The following is a 15350-nucleotide window of genomic DNA, read 5'->3' as shown; positions in this document are numbered from 1 at the left end:
ACACCATGGCCACCTTCCACTTCGATCTCGTCTCTCCGGAAAAGCTCGCCTTCTCGGGCGAGGTCGATCAGGTCGACATCCCCGGCGTCGAGGGTGATTTCGGCGTGCTGGCAGGACATGCGCCGGTCGTGGCCGCGATCCGGCCGGGCATTCTCACCATCACCACCGCTGGCCGCCACGAGAAGGTCATCGTGCTCGGCGGTCTCGCCGAAGTTTCCGAAAGGGGCCTGACCGTGCTCGCCGATGTCGCGACCTCGCTGGCCGAGCTCGACCGCGCCCGGTTCGCCGAGACTATCTCGGAGATGGAAGAGGGCCTGAAGGAGCACGAAGGCAGCGAGCTCGACAACGCCATCGAGCGGCTCGACCACTACAAGAGCATCCAGCAGCAGCTCAACTCGACGGCTATGCACTAAGCCCCGGGGCACCGCTCCGGGGCTTTAGGCCTAAAATTCCTGAACAAGTTCAGCGCTCGTCACTGACCGTGGCGGGCGCTGAAACTTTGTTGCACCGCGCTTCCGATAACGGCATTCTGCCTTGCGAATTTTGTTCCCGGGGCGGGTGACAGATGAAACGCAAGATCGCAGCGATATTCGCAGCGGATATTGCCGGTTATTCGAGGCTGGTCGCGGAAGACGAGGAGGAGACGCTGCGGCGTCTGGCCTCCTATCGCGAGGTCATCGACGATTTCATCGCCAGGGCCGGCGGACGCATCTTCAACACGGCGGGCGATGCCGTGCTGGCGGAATTCCCGAGCGCGGTCGATGCGGTGCGTTGCGCGATCGACATCCAGGAGTCGTTGCGGACCCGCAACATGGCCTATCCGCCGAGCCGGCAGATGTCGTTCCGCATCGGCATCACCATCGGCGACGTGGTCGAGCGCAACGGCGATCTGCTGGGCGACGGCGTCAACATCGCGGCAAGGCTGGAAGGTCTCGCCGAGGTCGGCGGCATCTGCGTCTCCCGCGCCGTGCATGAGCAGGTCGCCAACAAGCTCTCGGTGCAGTTCGCCGATATCGGCGCGCAGGAGGTCAAGAACATCCCGACGCCCGTGCATGCCTACATGGTGGCGATGCGGCGCGAGGACGGGACCTATAGCAAGCCGCAACTGAAGAAGCCGGGCTCGAAGTTGGCCGCCGCCCCCGTGTGGATGTGGCCGCTGGTGGTCGCGGTGGTCTCGATCGTCGCCATCGCCGTCACCGGCTTTCTCTACAACACCAAGCTCAAGCAGACGGCAAATGTCGCAGCGGCGCCGGCCGCGGCACCAAGTGCCGCGCCGACGGCAAACGCAGCGGCGCCGAGCCCAATGCCGACCCAGCTTGCCAAGGCGCCGATGACACCAATGGCGCCGCAGAATGCCGGAGCTGCCATGGCTCCGATGCCTGCGCCGCCGCCGTCGGCCGCGCCGATGGCCGGCAAGTTTGCGGCCGACAGCGTGCCCTTCATCAACGAGCGTGTCCGCAACTTCCTCGCCGGCGACTATTCCACGGCCGGCGACTACAAGGCCTTCGCGCTCAATGTCGGCGGCTTCACCGGCTCGGCGCTGAACCAGCCGAACGAGGAGGCCGCGCGCAACGGCGCGCTCGAGCAGTGCCAGAAGCGCGCCGATGCCGCGCAATCACCACGGCGCTGCGAGCTCTATGCGGTCGGCAACACTGTCGTCTACACCCACGGCAAGCCGCCGATGCCGCCACAGCCCTGGGTGCGGCATGACGCCATGACCGAGCGGGCGTTCGCCTCAAAGGACTTTCCGATCGTGCGCGAACCGCAAAAAGTCCGGCTCGAGAACATGTTCGTGCCGGCAGCGAAATCGCGTTCGGTCGCACTCGGGCCGGGCGGACAATATTTCATGGTGCTCGGCGCCTCGTCCGCCGACGACGCCGCGCGCCGCTCCCTGGAATCATGCGGCGCGATCGCCGGCGTGGCGTGCCTCGTGGTCGCGGTCGACGACAATTTCGTCGTGCCGATCCCGACCCTGTTCAGGATCACCGGCTTTTTCAATGCCGCCTCCAATGCCTCGATCGTGGCCGATGCGCGCGGCGAGGTGGTGCGCAAGCTCGCGGACGCCATGGGCTGGAATGCGATTGCCGTCGGCACTGCCGGCCGGCCGGGCCTCGGCCTCAAGGCCGCCGACGAGCAGACCGCCGTCAACTCCGCGCTCGCCGACTGCGCCAAGTGCGACAGCGATTGCCACGTCCTCGCAATCGGTCCGTTCACGGTGGGACCGATCAATTAGCCTGGAATGTGCTTAGGTTGAATCAAGCGGCTGCGTGGCTCGGTGCACCTCTCCCGCCTGCGGGAGAGGTCGGCGCAACGCGCCGGGTGAGGGCTCTCTCCTCTTGGGGGTTCTCGGTTGCGGAGATACCCTCTCCCCAACCCTCCCCCGCAAGCGGGGGAGGGAGCGCAGCGGAGCAAGCGGTGGCAGTCTTGCTGACGAGAATGGTGCCTCAGGCGCAAATCTCCGGCGGAAATTCTCCAACGACTTCAACCCCCGTCCTACTGTGCATGGGGTTGTTTTCGCGGTTCTAGTTTCCAAAGGCCGCAAACTCTCGCGCCACCGCGCGATAAACCTCCCGCCGGAACGGCACCACGATGTCGGCGACGCGATCCAGACGCTCCCAGCGCCAGGCGTCGAACTCCGCGGGCTGGTCGTTGCGCGGCGTCAGCGGATCGATCTCGTCATCCTTGCCGGTGAAGCGCAGCGCGAACCATTTCTGCCGCTGCCCGCGAAACTTCGCCAGCCGGTGTGTCTGCGGGCCGTCATAGGGCGGGAATTCGTAGGTCAGCCAATCGGTCTCGCCGAGATAGTCCGCACTGACGACGCTGGTCTCTTCCCAGAGCTCGCGCATCGCGGCATCGCGCAGATTCTCGCCCTCGTCTACGCCGCCCTGCGGCATCTGCCAGTCGAGCCCCGGCAGGATGATCTCGGGGCCGTCGCCCTTGAAGCGGTGGCCGATCAGCACGCGGCCATCGGCGTTGAAGAGGGCAATCCCCACATTGGGGCGGTAGGGCTTTTCCTGGTCGGTCACGGGCTACTTCTCTTCGTCATTCCGGGGCGCGCGAGAGCGCGAGCCCGGAATCCATAACCACAGGCGGTCGTTGGTTGAAAGGTCGTGGTCGATACCTGCCGCCAACTTCGCCCTGGGGTTATGGATCCCCGCCCCCCGTGCGCAATTTGCGCACTAGGTGGAGATGACGGGCGAGGGTGGAGCGACCGCAAATCATTCATCCGCCAGCGCGGAAAATTCCTGCACCACGCGCTCATAGACCGGGCGCTTGAACGGGATGATCAGCCCAGTCAGATTCTTCATCGATTCCCAGCGCCAAGTCACGAACTCGGCCTTGTGGCCGCCGCCGCCGGGCTTTTCGACGTTGATCTCGCTGTCCTTGCCGGTGAAGCGCACCGCGTACCATTTCTGGCGCTGGCCGCGGTAGCGGCCCTTCCAGGCGCGACCGGCGACCGTGCGCGGAATGTCGTAAGTGAGCCAGTCCGGGACCTCACCGAGCCGCTCGACCGAACGCACGCTGGTCTCCTCATAGAGTTCGCGCTTGGCGGCCGCCCAGGTGTCTTCGCCGGGATCGACGCCGCCCTGCGGCATCTGCCAGACATGGGTGTCGTCGACATGTTCGATGCCGCCGGCGCGGCGGCCGATGAACACCAGGCCTTTCGTGTTGATCAGCATCACTCCGACGCAGGTCCGGTAGGGCAGATCCTCGTAACGCGCCATTCCGCCAGACCTCTCGCATGCTGTCGGTAGGGCGCGAATGGCCCCGCGAGGACCCGTGCCGTACCAATCCGTTGATTTAGCTGGATTTTGATTTCAGCATCGCGGTTGTCAATGGCACCAAAAGAATACCCCGGTCGCCCAATGTCTTGGTCCAGGCGCCGATGCGCTCGATCGAGACGGGCAGGGCGGAGGCGGTGCCGACAGCCGCGCCGCGCTCGCGTGCCGCCGATTCGAGCTTGTTCAGGGCGCGGTCGATCTCGGTCGGGGTCGGCACCACGTCGATCGCGATGTCGCCCTTGCCGAACGGCATGGCCTGGTTCGCCGCGGCCTGTGGCGCGATGCTGCGCGGCGAGGAGCCGTCGTCGAAGAAGCCGAGGCCGCGCTTGGCCGCCTCGCGGATGATCGGCTGCATCGCCGGCTCCGTCGCGATGAAGCGGGCGCCCATGAAATTGGTGAGCCCGGCATAACCCTGCATCCGGCTCAAATGCCAGTACAGGCGGTCCATGTTCTGGTCGGCGCTGAGCGAGGTCAGCAGCGTCTGCGGCCCGGGATCGTTGTCGGGGAAGTCGTAGGGCTCCATCGGGATCTGCAGGAAGATCTCGTGGCGCTGCGCGCGGGCCCGCTCGGCGAGCTTGCCGGGATCGGCGCCGTAGGGCGTGAAGGCCAGCGTCACCGCCGGCGGCAGCTTCATGATGGCGTCGGTGGTCTTGGCGGCGCCGACGCCGAGACCGCCGATCACGATGGCGACCACCGGCATCTTGGCCGCCTTGGCGCGGTCGGCATCCGCTGCGTAGACGTTGAACGGCTTCAGCCCGTCGGCGACCACCGGGATCATGCCGTAGCGTGACTTCTCCAGCAGTTTTGGATTGATCCCGGCCATGACTGGCGGCGGTGCCGACCCTGCGGCATCGCCCTTGTCGGCGGCCTCGCCGGCGCCGATCACCACGTCGTGGCGGGCGCCGGTGGAGCCGTCGATCATGGTGACGGTCTTCTGCTCGCCGGGAGCGGCCTGCTTCGGCGCTTCGTTGGTTTCGTGCTTGCCCTCTTGCTTGGTTTCGGACCCATGGCCTGCGGCGGCGGGCTTCTCGTCCGATGCCTTGTCCATCGGCTTGAGCGCGATCCGCGTCATCGGCTCGCCGCCGAGCGGATCCTTGTTGAAGATGGCGAAGCCGGCAAAGGTAGCCAGGAACAGGCCGAGCAGGACGGCGAGCAGCTGCATGGCCGTGAACGGCAGCCGCAGCCGGCGTTTCCGGCGCGGCTTATCCTGTCCGAGCGGGGCGCTCAGATCATCGGCCGTTTCAGTCATGCGCGATCCCGAATCACTGCGAATGACGATACCACGCCGAGGTCAAGCGGCGGCAGGCCGGGATAGGCCGGGGATGCCGGGAGTTCCAAGCAAAAAGGGCGGCTCCAGGAGCCGCCCTTTCGTGATGTCGCAGGATGCCAAAACCTGGCTTGAAAAGACCTAGTTCGCCGCCTTCGGCTTGTCGGTCGTGGCCTTGTTGTCGCCGCCAGGGGTGGGCGCGGCGGAGGCGCTGTTCTTGATGCCGTGGAGCAGGTCGTCGGCGAGCTTGAGCGCCTTGTCGTCCTTGGCGTCCGGCGGGACGTAGGACTGCGAGCCGGTCTTCTCGTCGCCGTCGTTCTTGAGATGGCCGCGCAGCGAAGCTTCGCCCTTGGTGTCGGTGCGCGACTTCAGCTCGTCCGGCACGTCCTGCAGCACTTCGATGTCGGGCACGATGCCCTTGGCCTGGATCGACTTGCCCGACGGCGTGTAGTAGCGCGCGGTGGTCAGACGCAGCGCGCCGTTGCCGCTTCCGAGCGGAATGATGGTCTGCACCGAACCCTTGCCGAACGAGCGGGTGCCGACGATGGTCGCGCGCTTGTGGTCCTGCAGCGCGCCGGCGACGATTTCCGACGCCGAAGCCGAGCCGCCATTGACCAGCACGATGACTGGCTTGCCCTTGGTGAGGTCGCCCGAATGCGCGGTGCGGCGCTGGGTTTCCTCGGCATTGCGGCCGCGGGTCGACACGATCTCGCCCTTCTCCAGGAACGAGTCGGAGACAGTGACCGCTTCCTCGAGCAGGCCGCCCGGATTGTTGCGGAGGTCGATGACGTAGCCCTTGAGCTTGTCGCCGATCTGATTCGAGAGGTTGGCGACCTCGCGCTTCAGGCCTTCGGTGGTCTGCTCGTTGAAAGTGGTGATGCGGATATAGGCGATGTCGTCCTGCTCGACACGCGCGCGCACCGAGCGGACGCGGATGTTGTCGCGCACCAGGGTGACGTCGATCGGATTGTCCTGGCCCTTGCGGATGATCTTGAGCTTGATCTTGGTGTTGACCGGGCCGCGCATCTTCTCGACCGCCTGGTTCAGGGTCAGGCCCTGCACCGCCTCATCGTCGAGATTGGTGATGATGTCGTTGGCCATGACACCGGCGCGCGAGGCCGGCGTGTCGTCGATCGGCGAGACCACCTTGATGAGGCCGTCTTCCATCGTGACCTCGATGCCGAGGCCGCCGAACTCACCGCGGGTCTGCACCTGCATGTCGCGGAAGCTCTTGGCGTCCATGTAGCTCGAATGCGGATCGAGGCCGGTGAGCATGCCGCTGATGGCGGATTCGATCAGCTTGGTGTCGTCGGGCTTCTCGACATAGTCGGAGCGCACGCGCTCGAAGACGTCGCCGAACAGATTGAGCTGGCGATAGGTGTCCGCGGTGGCAGCTCGCGCGCTCGAGCCCATGAACACCGCGCGCGGCTGCGTCACGAACAGCGTCAGCGCCGCACCGGTGGCTGCGCTGAGGAGGATTACTGAAGTCTTGCGCATCATCCGCGAACCTTCTCGCCTTCATTTGCGGCCCACCATGGGCCTGGATCGATTGGAGTGCCGTCCTTACGGAACTCGACATACAGCACAGGTTGACTCGCGTTCGTCGCGAGAATGGAAGCGACCTGAGAGGTCGACCCCATGGTCGCGACCGGCTCCCCCGTGAGCACAAACTGTCCGATGTTGACCGAAATGCGCTCCATCCCGGCGATCAGGACATGATACCCGCCCCCGGCGTTTAGGATCAAGAGTTGTCCATAGCTGCGGAACGGGCCGGAATAGACCACCCAGCCGTCACACGGCGTTGTGACCTGGGAGCCGGGCTTGGTCGCCAGCGAAATACCCTTCTGGACCCCGCCGACCCCGTCGGAACCGCCAAAATCCCTGATCTTGTTACCGTTAACCGGAAGCGGCAGCAGACCCTTGGCCGAGGCGAAGGCAATCGCGGGGGTGGTCCGGGACCGGTCCTTGAATGCGCCCGGGCCGGATTTGGCGCTGGCGGCCGCCTTGGCCTCGGCGAGCTTTGCCGCCTCCGCGGCCTTCTCGGCTGCCTTGGCGGCGCTTTGCAGGTCCTGCTCCATCTTGGTGATCAGCCCCTGGAGATCCCCGACCTGCTTTGAAAGCATGATCGCGCGAGAATTCTCGGCGTCGAGATCCTTTTCGCGCCCCGCCTGCTGGCGCTGCCGCTCGTCGACGAGCGCGGTGAGCCGGGTCTGGTCGCTGCGGACCCGGTCGCGGTCAGAGGCGAGCTGGTCGCGCTCGGTGGCGATGGACTTGCGCAAGGCGACGAGCTCGCCGAGCTCGCTTGCGATCTTTTCGGCGCGGCCGCGCAACTCCGGCACCACGGCGCCGAGCAACATCGCCGTGCGCAGCGATTGCAGCGCATCTTCGGGTCGCACCAGCAGCGCCGGCGGCGTGCGCCGCCCGGCCCGCTGCAACGCTGCCAGCACTTCGACGATGTCGGCGCGGCGCGAATCCAGCGAGGTGCGCATCGCCTGCTCGCGTCCGTTCAGCGCGCGCAGCCGTGCTTCGGTCTCGTCGATCTTGGTCTCCACGCTGCGCACATTGGCGGCGGTGTCGATCAGCTGCTGGTTGAGCTGGGTGCGGTCCTGGCCGAGCGCGGTGATCTCGGCCTTGAGCTTGGCCTGTGCTTCCTCCGCGCTCTTCTGCCTGGCGCGGGCGGCTTCCAGCTCCTGCTCGCGCTGCTTGATGGCATCGGGCGAGACGGCTGCGGTCTGCGGCGCCGGATTTGCCGTCTGAGCTTGCGCGAGGCTTGCGCCGGCAACGCTTGTGATCAGCAACAGGTTGAGGAGCGGCGCTCGCATCGTGTCGGCAAAGGTGCTCGTTGTGGCGCGCATCACGCGCGGTGATAGGGGTGGCCGGCCAGAATGGTGGCGGCCCGATAAAGCTGTTCCAGAAGCATGACGCGGACCATTTGGTGCGGCCAGGTCGCAGAGCCGAACGCGATCGCGAGCTTGGCCTTACGGCGCAATTCGGGCGAAAGTCCGTCCGCCCCTCCGATCACGAAGATAGTATGTCCGGCCCCCTCGTCGCGCCAGCGGCCGAGATGCCGTGCGAATACGGTGGAATCCAGATTCTGGCCGCGCTCGTCCAGCGCCACCAGGATCGACTTTTCCGGAATATGGACGGAGATCGCCGCGGCCTCCTCGCTCATCCGCGTCGCGGTGTCTCGCGCGCGGCTTTCGGGGATCTCGTGGACCAGGAGCTCGCGGAATCCGAGCTTGCGGCCGGCCTCATCGAACCGCTCGAAATAGCGGTCGGCAAGCTCCCGTTCGGGGCCCTGCTTCAGCCGGCCCACCGCAATGACAGCAACACGCATGATATCTTCAGGGTCTGATATCTTCAGGGTCGCGTTTTCAAGACCGCGCGCAATAAGCGCGCGCACGACGCTAGCATGCGCGTCAGCCGATTCGAAATCGGCCCGATGAGCCTAGATCGCCTTCGCCGCCCCTGGGCCCTGCGTGTACAATCGCTCGAGATTGTAGAACTCGCGGACCTCGGGTCGGAAAACGTGCACGATCACGTCGCCGGAATCGATCAACACCCAGTCGCAATTGGGCAAGCCCTCGACGTGGATGTTCTTGATGCCGTTTTCCTTGAGGCCCTTGGCGACGTTTTCCGCGATCGCGCCGACGTGCCGGTTCACCCGGCCGGTGGTGACGATCATGTAGTCGGAGTACGCCGATTTGCCGCGAAGGTCGATGGTGACCGTCTCTTCCGCCTTCATGTCGTCGAGGCGGGAGAGGATCAGGCTCAGCGTCTTGTCGGCGTCGGGTTGCGCCTTCAAGGCCGCAGCTTTGGTCGATGTTTTACGCGCCGGCTTGGCAACCTTGGGTAAAACAGACTCTGTCTTGGACAATACAGATGTGGTCAGGGACCATTCCTTTCACTGTATCGCGAACACCGAATCCGGCGCTCACTGGTTACACTACATCATGTGGGGTTAAGGGTTTCAATATGCCAGAGAGCCCGAAGTCCACACCACGTCGGCATAGTCTCACTCACTTCGTACCTTTCCAGCTCCCGTCCGGGTTCCGCAGGCCCGTCGAGGAGAGATTCAGCTTCAATCCGGTCAAAAACACCCAGGCCGGCGGCCTCCGGTCCGCCAGCAGTGCCGCTTTTTCCTCGGGAAGGCGGTAGCGCGATAATGCCTGTCCCGCGGGGGAGGCGAGGGCGCGAAAACTCTGCGGCGGGCGATCGATGATGGCCATCGGCACCTGGGCGGCGATGCGCCGCCAGTCCTGCCAACGGTGGAATTGAGCGAGGTTGTCGGCGCCCATGATCCAGACAAAGCGCAAGCCGGGAAAGCGGCGGCGCAAGATGTTGATCGTGTCGATAGTATAGCGGGTACGAATGACGGATTCGAGACAGCTGACCTCGATGCGCGGATCATCAGCGACCTCGCGCGCCGCCTGCATGCGCGCGCCGAGCTCATGCAGCGCGCCGTTCTCCTTGAGCGGGTTGCCAGGCGTCACCAGCCACCAGACGCGATCGAGTTGCAATCGCTTCAGCGCAAACTGGCTGATGGCGCGATGGGCCTGGTGCGGCGGATTGAACGAGCCGCCGAGCAGGCCGATGCGCATGCCCTTCGTGGTGGGCGGGACCGCTTGCGCCGGGAAACGCGGCACGACGAAATTGTTGCTCAATGCCCGCCCCGCGACATTGCTTACGGCCGCGTCTGCCCGGTGCCGCGAACGCGATATTTGAAGCTCGTCAGCTGCTCGGCGCCGACAGGGCCGCGAGCGTGGAAGCGGCCGGTGGCGATGCCGATCTCGGCGCCGAAGCCGAACTCGCCGCCATCGGCGAACTGCGTCGAGGCGTTGTGCAGCACGATCGCGGAATCGACCTCGCTCAGGAATTTGTTCGCAGCCGCCTCATCCGCGCTCACGATCGCATCGGTGTGATGCGAACCGTGGTTCTGGATGTGCGCGATCGCGCCGTCGACGCCGTCCACCACCTTCGCCGCGATGATCGCGTCGAGATATTCGGTGTCCCAATCATCTTCGCTCGCAGGTTTTACGCGCGCATCCGTCCCTTGCACTGTTTCATCCCCGCGCACCTCGCAGCCGGCTTCGATCAGCATCTCGACCAGCGGCTTCAGATTTTTGCCGGCAGCAGCGCGATCGACCAGCAGCGTCTCGGCCGCGCCGCAGACGCCGGTGCGGCGCATTTTTGCGTTCAGCACGATCGACTTCGCCATGGCAAGGTCGGCGCCGGCATCGACATAGACGTGATTGACGCCTTCGAGATGCGCAAACACCGGCACGCGCGCTTCCTGCTCGACGCGTGCGACGAGGCTCTTGCCGCCGCGCGGCACGATCACGTCGACGGCGCCGTTCAAACCCGACAGCATCATGCCGACCGCCGCGCGGTCGCGCGTCGGCACCAGCGTGATCGCAGCTTCAGGCAAACCCGCTTCGCGCAGGCCTTGCACCAGGCAGTCATGAATTGCGCGGCACGACCGGAAACTGTCGGAGCCGCCGCGCAGGATCACGGCATTGCCGGATTTCAGGCACAGCACGCCGGCGTCCGCCGCGACGTTGGGCCTGCTCTCGAAAATCACACCGACGACGCCGAGCGGCACGCGCACGCGCTCGATCGTCATGCCGTTCGGTCGCTGCCAGCTCTCGATGACGATGCCGATCGGATCGGCGATGCCGCGCACGATGCCGATGCCTTCGGCCATCGCCTCGACCCGCGACGGCGTCAGCGTCAGGCGGTCGATGAAGGAGGAGGTGGCGTTACTGGAGGCGCGGGCCTCGGCGACGTCCTCGGCATTGGCGGCGAGGATCGCCGCAGCATTGCCGCGGATCGCCCGTTCCATGGCTTCCAGCGCCCGGTTCTTCTGCTCCGGCGGCGCCAGCGCCAGCACGCGCGCGGCAGCGCGGGCACGGGTTCCGAGATCGGTCATCAGGGCCTGAAGATCGGCGTTGCCGTCGACGGCTTTGAGGGGAGCGGCCATTGGAGTTTCAACCTTCTGCTAAGGCGGTGTCCTAGCACGGAAATCCCGCTTTTGCGAAGGGCCGGGAGGGTATGGCTGGGCTTCCGCCGGATGGGACGAGGCCTCGGCCACTGGCCCAGCCCAGACGTCATTCCGGGGCGATCTGAAGCATCGCACCCGGAATCTCGAGATTCTCAGGTGCGCAATTGCGCACCATAGTTCGGCGCTGGCGCACCGCCTCGGAATGACGGAGGAGGCCCCTATCCGCCCATCACCAGATCGTCGCGGTGGATCATCTCCGACCGCCCGCTGATGCCGAGGATGGCCATCACGTCCGGGGATGAGCGGCCCTTGATCTTCTCGGCGACCTCGGCGTCATAGGCGATCAGGCCGCGACCGACCTCGCTGGCATCAGGGCCGCGCACGATCACGGCATCGCCGCGGGCGAACTGGCCCTCGACCTTGATCACGCCGGCCGGCAGCAGGCTGGCGCCGGCGCGCAGCGCCGTCACCGCGCCGGCGTCGATGGTCAGCGTGCCCTTCGGCTCCAGCGTGCCCGCGATCCAGCGCTTTCGCGAGGTGATGGGATTGGCCGGCGTCAGGAACCAGGTGCAGCGGCCGCCATCGGCGATCGCCTGCAGGGGATGCTCGATCTTGCCGGAGGCGATCAGCATATGCGTGCCGCCTGTCGTCGCGATCTTGGCGGCCTCGACCTTGGTGCGCATGCCGCCGCGCGACAGCTCCGACTCGGCGTCTCCCGCCACGGCCTCGATCTCCGAGGAGATGCTCTCGACCACCGGAATGAGCTTTGCGTTCGGGTTGTTCTTCGGCGGGGCGTCGTAGAGCCCGTCGATATCGGACAGCAGCACCAGCAAATCGGCGCTCGCCATGGTCGCGACGCGCGCGGCGAGGCGGTCGTTGTCGCCGTAGCGGATCTCGTTGGTGGCCACCGTGTCGTTCTCGTTGATCACGGGGATGGCGCGCCATTCCAGCAGCTTGCCGATGGTGGAGCGCGCGTTGAGGTAGCGGCGGCGCTCCTCGGTGTCCTGCAGCGTCACCAGGATCTGGCCGGCGCCGATGCCGTGCGCGCCCAGCACCTCCGACCAGATCCGCGCCAGCGCGATCTGGCCGACGGCGGCGGCGGCCTGGCTCTCCTCCAGCTTCAGCGGACCGCGCGGCAATTTGAGGCGGCTGCGGCCGAGTGCGATCGAACCTGAGGAGACGACCAGCACGTCGCGACCCTCGCGGTGCAGTTTGGCCATGTCGTCGGCGAGCGCGGCGAGCCAGGACGCTCGCACCTCGCCCTTGCCAGAATCGACCAGCAGCGCGGAGCCGACCTTGACGACGATGCGGCGGAATTGACTGAGTTCGGGGCTGGCCATGGCGCGTCTGATCGATTGCTCTGTTGGAAACGGCGAGCGACAGGCGGCGCCGGTAAGGCCTGCTTTTGCAGCAGGACAGTGACCGGCGCAAGGCAGCCGGCATGGTAAACGGCGCATCTCGACCTTGTGTCGGACGTCCGCCTGGCTCTAATTGCGGCCAACGAGAACGGGCCGAAAGAGGAAACGAATGGATCGCCGCAAATTCATGGCCGGATGCCTGGGGTTGCCGCTGCTCTCGCAGGCGGGCGAAGCGCAAGCGCAGGCGGGACTGAGCAAGATGATCTTCCCGTTCGCGGCGGGGGCGGGCGGTGACACGCTATGCCGGCTGATCGCGCAGGAGATGGCGCCGGCGCTGCAGCGGACCATCGTGGTCGAGAACCGCACCGGCGGCGACGGCCTGATCGGCATCAAGGCGGTGAAGGGCGCAAGCCCCGACGGCAGCATGGTGCTGGTGACGACGGGGCCGACCATGTACCTGCTGCCGATGGTGGAGACGACACCGAGCTTCGACTCGGCGAAGGACTTCATGCCGGTGTCGCTGCTGGCGCGGTTCGAATTCGCGCTGGTGATCAATCCGGGGGTCGAGGCCACCGATTTCAAGAGCTTCGTGACGTGGCTGAAGGCGCATCCGGACAAGACCTCGTTCGGCGTGCCCAGCAATGGCACCATTCCGCACTTCATGGGTTCCAAGCTCGAGAAGGACCTCGGTATCCCCCTGACCCGCGTGCCCTATCGCGGCAGCGCGCCGATCCTCAACGATCTCGTCGGCGGTCACATTTCTTTTGGGATCACCACACTGGCCGATGCGCTGCCGCAGCATCGCGCCAAGGGCGTGAAGATCATCGCCGTCTCGAGCGCAGAGCGTTCGCCCTTCGCAGCCGAGGTCCCGACGCTGAAGGAGAGCGGCATCGATCTCGTCGCCGATGCCTGGTACGGCATGTGGCTCCCCGCCGGCAGCCCGCCGGAGTTTGCGAGCAAGCTCGGCGCGGCCGCAAGCGCGGCGCTCGCCAAGCCGGAGGTGAAGGAGAAGCTGACGGCGATCGGGCTCATTCCGGTCGGCAGCAATGCGGACGGGCTATCCAAGGAACTCGCCGCGAACATTGCGTTGTGGCAGCCGATCGTGAAGGCGACGGGATACAAGATCGAGAATTGAGGCTCTCCTCTCGTCATTGCGAGGAGCACTTGCGGCGAAGCAATCCAGAATCTCTCCGTGGAAGGAATCTGGATTGCTTCGCTGTGCTCGCAATGACGGTGTGGATGGAGTTTCGATTGTGTCGATGATGCAGACTCGCGATGAGGGTCTACATCTTCGCGCGTTGCGCTATCCCGTCCTTGATCGCCGCAAGCTCTTTCTCATCCCAGATGCCGATCAAAACGCCGGCCTTCACCTGGAGCTGGTTGTCGGCATAGGCCGCGATCTTCTCGCGCGGCGTGGTGATATGGTCGTTGGGATGCAGCGCCCAGTCGAACAGCTCGGCCTGAAGCCGCGCGATGATGCCGGCGCATTCCGGATCGTCGCCGCGATCCAAATACTCTTCCGGATCGGTTTCGAGGTCGTACAGCATCGGGCGGAAGCCGGAGGCGTGGATGTATTTCCAGCGGCCGTCGAACACCATGAACAGGCGGCAGCGCTCGATCGGCTGGTTCAGCTTCAGCCGCACATCCTGCATCGCATAGTCATATTCGGAGAACGCGACCTTGCGCCACTCCGGCGGCGTGGAGCCGCGCAGCAGCGGCAGCAGCGAACGTCCTTCGAGAATGTGGCCCGGCGCCTTGCCGCCGAAATAATCGACGAAGGTCGGTGCCAGATCGATGGCCTCGACCAGCGCATCGCTGCGCGTGCCGCGCGTGGCATCGGCCTCTTGCGACGGGTCGATGATGATCAGGGGGATCTTCGCCGATTGTTCGTGGAATAGATCCTTCTCGCCCATCCAGTGATCGCCGAGATAGTCGCCGTGGTCGGAGGTGAACACGATCATGGTGGTTTCCAGCAGGCCACGCGCCTCCAGAAACTTCATCAGCACGCCCATCTGGTCGTCGATCTGGGTGATCAGGCCCATATAGGTCGGGATCACCTTCTCGCGGACGTCGTCGCGCGCCATGTTGCGGGAATAGCGCATGTCCATGTAGGCGCCGAACACCGGATGCGGATTCTGCCGCTCGCGCTCGGAGCGGATCGCCGGGATCATGTCGTCCGTCGAATACATGCTCACGTAAGGCTCCGGCGCGATGTAGGGCCAGTGCGGCTTGATGTAGGACAGGTGCAGGCACCACGGCCTGCCGTCGGTCTCGGCCTCGCTGATGAAGTCCATCGCGCGCCGCGTCATGTAGGGCGTCTCGGAATGCTCGTCCGGCACGCGCGCGGCCTTGTCGGCGTGCACCAGCAGCCAGCCGTTCTGCAACGAGCCGTCGTCCGCCGCGCCCGAATTGGCCCAATGCTCCCAGGGATTGGTGGCTTCGAAGCCGTGCTTACGCAGATACTCGTCGTATTTCGGCCGGGGCCGGCCGGTCGGGTGCAGGCCGTCGTCGCGCTCATAGGGTTCGAAGCCGCATTCGGCGACATGCACGCCGATCATCGATTCCGGCGGGATGCCGAGCGCCTTCATGCCTTCGAGATCGGGCGCCATGTGGGTCTTGCCGACCAGCACATTGCGCACGCCGATCTTCTTGAGATGATCGCCGAGCGTCGGTTCGCCGACGCGCAGCGGCCAGCCGTTCCAGTGCGAGCCGTGCGAGCGCATGTAGCGTCCCGTGTAGAACGACATCCGCGACGGCCCGCAGATCGGCGATTGCACATAGGCTTTGCTGAACAGCACGCCGCGCTTGGCCATGGCGTCGATGTTCGGCGTCTTCAACGTGGGATGGCCGGTGCAGGCGAGATAGTCGTAGCGAAGCTGGTCGCACATGATCCAGAGAACGTTCTTCGCGCGCGCCATGCGTCATCCCTGCCGTTTCTTGAT

At 65.4% G+C, this 15350-nt stretch carries 14 protein-coding genes; 3 read left to right on the top strand and 11 right to left on the bottom strand.

Annotation, left to right across the window (positions count from 1 at the left end; genetic code table 11):
• The first annotated feature begins 5 nt into the window (after window positions 1-5).
• Both IVB26_RS37735 and IVB26_RS37730 read left to right on the top strand, forming a co-directional pair.
• A complete protein-coding gene (locus IVB26_RS37735; protein ID WP_247969906.1) occupies window positions 6-413 on the top strand; it encodes a F0F1 ATP synthase subunit epsilon in 408 nt (135 codons plus the stop codon).
• A 152-nt stretch (window positions 414-565) separates the two neighbouring features.
• Window positions 566-2233, top strand: coding sequence for an adenylate/guanylate cyclase domain-containing protein (locus IVB26_RS37730; protein WP_247969905.1), 1668 nt, complete (start codon window positions 566-568; stop codon window positions 2231-2233).
• Between the two features lie 289 nt (window positions 2234-2522).
• Here the strand turns inward: IVB26_RS37730 and IVB26_RS37725 are convergent, their stop codons facing one another.
• The 10 genes from IVB26_RS37725 to proB form a co-directional block, all read right to left on the bottom strand.
• Entirely contained in the window at window positions 2523-3026 is a 504-nt protein-coding gene (locus IVB26_RS37725) for an RNA pyrophosphohydrolase (protein ID WP_247969904.1), read from the bottom strand.
• 192 nt (window positions 3027-3218) lie between these two features.
• Window positions 3219-3725, bottom strand: coding sequence for an RNA pyrophosphohydrolase (locus IVB26_RS37720; protein WP_247969903.1), 507 nt, complete (start codon window positions 3723-3725; stop codon window positions 3219-3221).
• A gap of 76 nt (window positions 3726-3801) precedes the next feature.
• Window positions 3802-5031: a divergent polysaccharide deacetylase family protein gene (locus IVB26_RS37715; RefSeq protein WP_247969902.1), complete on the bottom strand. Its 1230-nt coding sequence runs from the start codon at window positions 5029-5031 to the stop codon at window positions 3802-3804.
• 159 nt (window positions 5032-5190) lie between these two features.
• Entirely contained in the window at window positions 5191-6549 is a 1359-nt protein-coding gene (locus IVB26_RS37710) for a S41 family peptidase (protein ID WP_246930276.1), read from the bottom strand.
• The gene (locus IVB26_RS37705) at window positions 6546-7871 is read right to left on the bottom strand and encodes a murein hydrolase activator EnvC family protein (RefSeq protein WP_247969901.1); all 1326 of its coding nucleotides are present in this window, start codon (window positions 7869-7871) and stop codon (window positions 6546-6548) included. Before IVB26_RS37705 ends, IVB26_RS37710 begins: the two co-directional genes overlap by 4 nt.
• Before the next feature lie 32 nt (window positions 7872-7903).
• A complete protein-coding gene (gene rlmH, locus IVB26_RS37700) occupies window positions 7904-8386 on the bottom strand; it encodes a 23S rRNA (pseudouridine(1915)-N(3))-methyltransferase RlmH (RefSeq protein WP_246931392.1) in 483 nt (160 codons plus the stop codon).
• Window positions 8387-8497: 111 nt separating this feature from the next.
• Entirely contained in the window at window positions 8498-8854 is a 357-nt protein-coding gene (rsfS, locus tag IVB26_RS37695; RefSeq protein ID WP_027515020.1) for a ribosome silencing factor, read from the bottom strand.
• Between the two features lie 214 nt (window positions 8855-9068).
• Entirely contained in the window at window positions 9069-9713 is a 645-nt protein-coding gene (locus tag IVB26_RS37690; RefSeq protein ID WP_247969900.1) for a nicotinate-nucleotide adenylyltransferase, read from the bottom strand.
• Window positions 9714-9733: 20 nt separating this feature from the next.
• On the bottom strand, window positions 9734-11029 hold the full coding sequence (locus IVB26_RS37685) for a glutamate-5-semialdehyde dehydrogenase (protein WP_247969899.1): 1296 nt from the start codon (window positions 11027-11029) through the stop codon (window positions 9734-9736).
• Between the two features lie 239 nt (window positions 11030-11268).
• Window positions 11269-12390, bottom strand: coding sequence for a glutamate 5-kinase (gene proB / locus IVB26_RS37680; protein WP_247969898.1), 1122 nt, complete (start codon window positions 12388-12390; stop codon window positions 11269-11271).
• A 187-nt stretch (window positions 12391-12577) separates the two neighbouring features.
• Here proB and IVB26_RS37675 point away from each other — a divergent pair, with 187 nt between their 5' ends.
• Window positions 12578-13543 carry a Bug family tripartite tricarboxylate transporter substrate binding protein gene (locus tag IVB26_RS37675; RefSeq protein WP_247969897.1) on the top strand — a complete coding sequence of 322 codons (966 nt, stop codon included), beginning with the start codon at window positions 12578-12580 and terminating at the stop codon, window positions 13541-13543.
• 148 nt (window positions 13544-13691) lie between these two features.
• On the opposite strand, the gene IVB26_RS37670 is transcribed toward IVB26_RS37675, so the two are convergent.
• Window positions 13692-15326: an alkaline phosphatase family protein gene (locus IVB26_RS37670; protein WP_247969896.1), complete on the bottom strand. Its 1635-nt coding sequence runs from the start codon at window positions 15324-15326 to the stop codon at window positions 13692-13694.
• Window positions 15327-15350: the final 24 nt, after the last annotated feature.

Source organism: Bradyrhizobium sp. 195 (assembly GCF_023101665.1).
Classification (GTDB): Bacteria; Pseudomonadota; Alphaproteobacteria; order Rhizobiales; family Xanthobacteraceae; genus Bradyrhizobium.
Note: the sequence above shows the minus strand (reverse complement) of the source record. Positions and strands in the feature narration are given on the sequence as shown.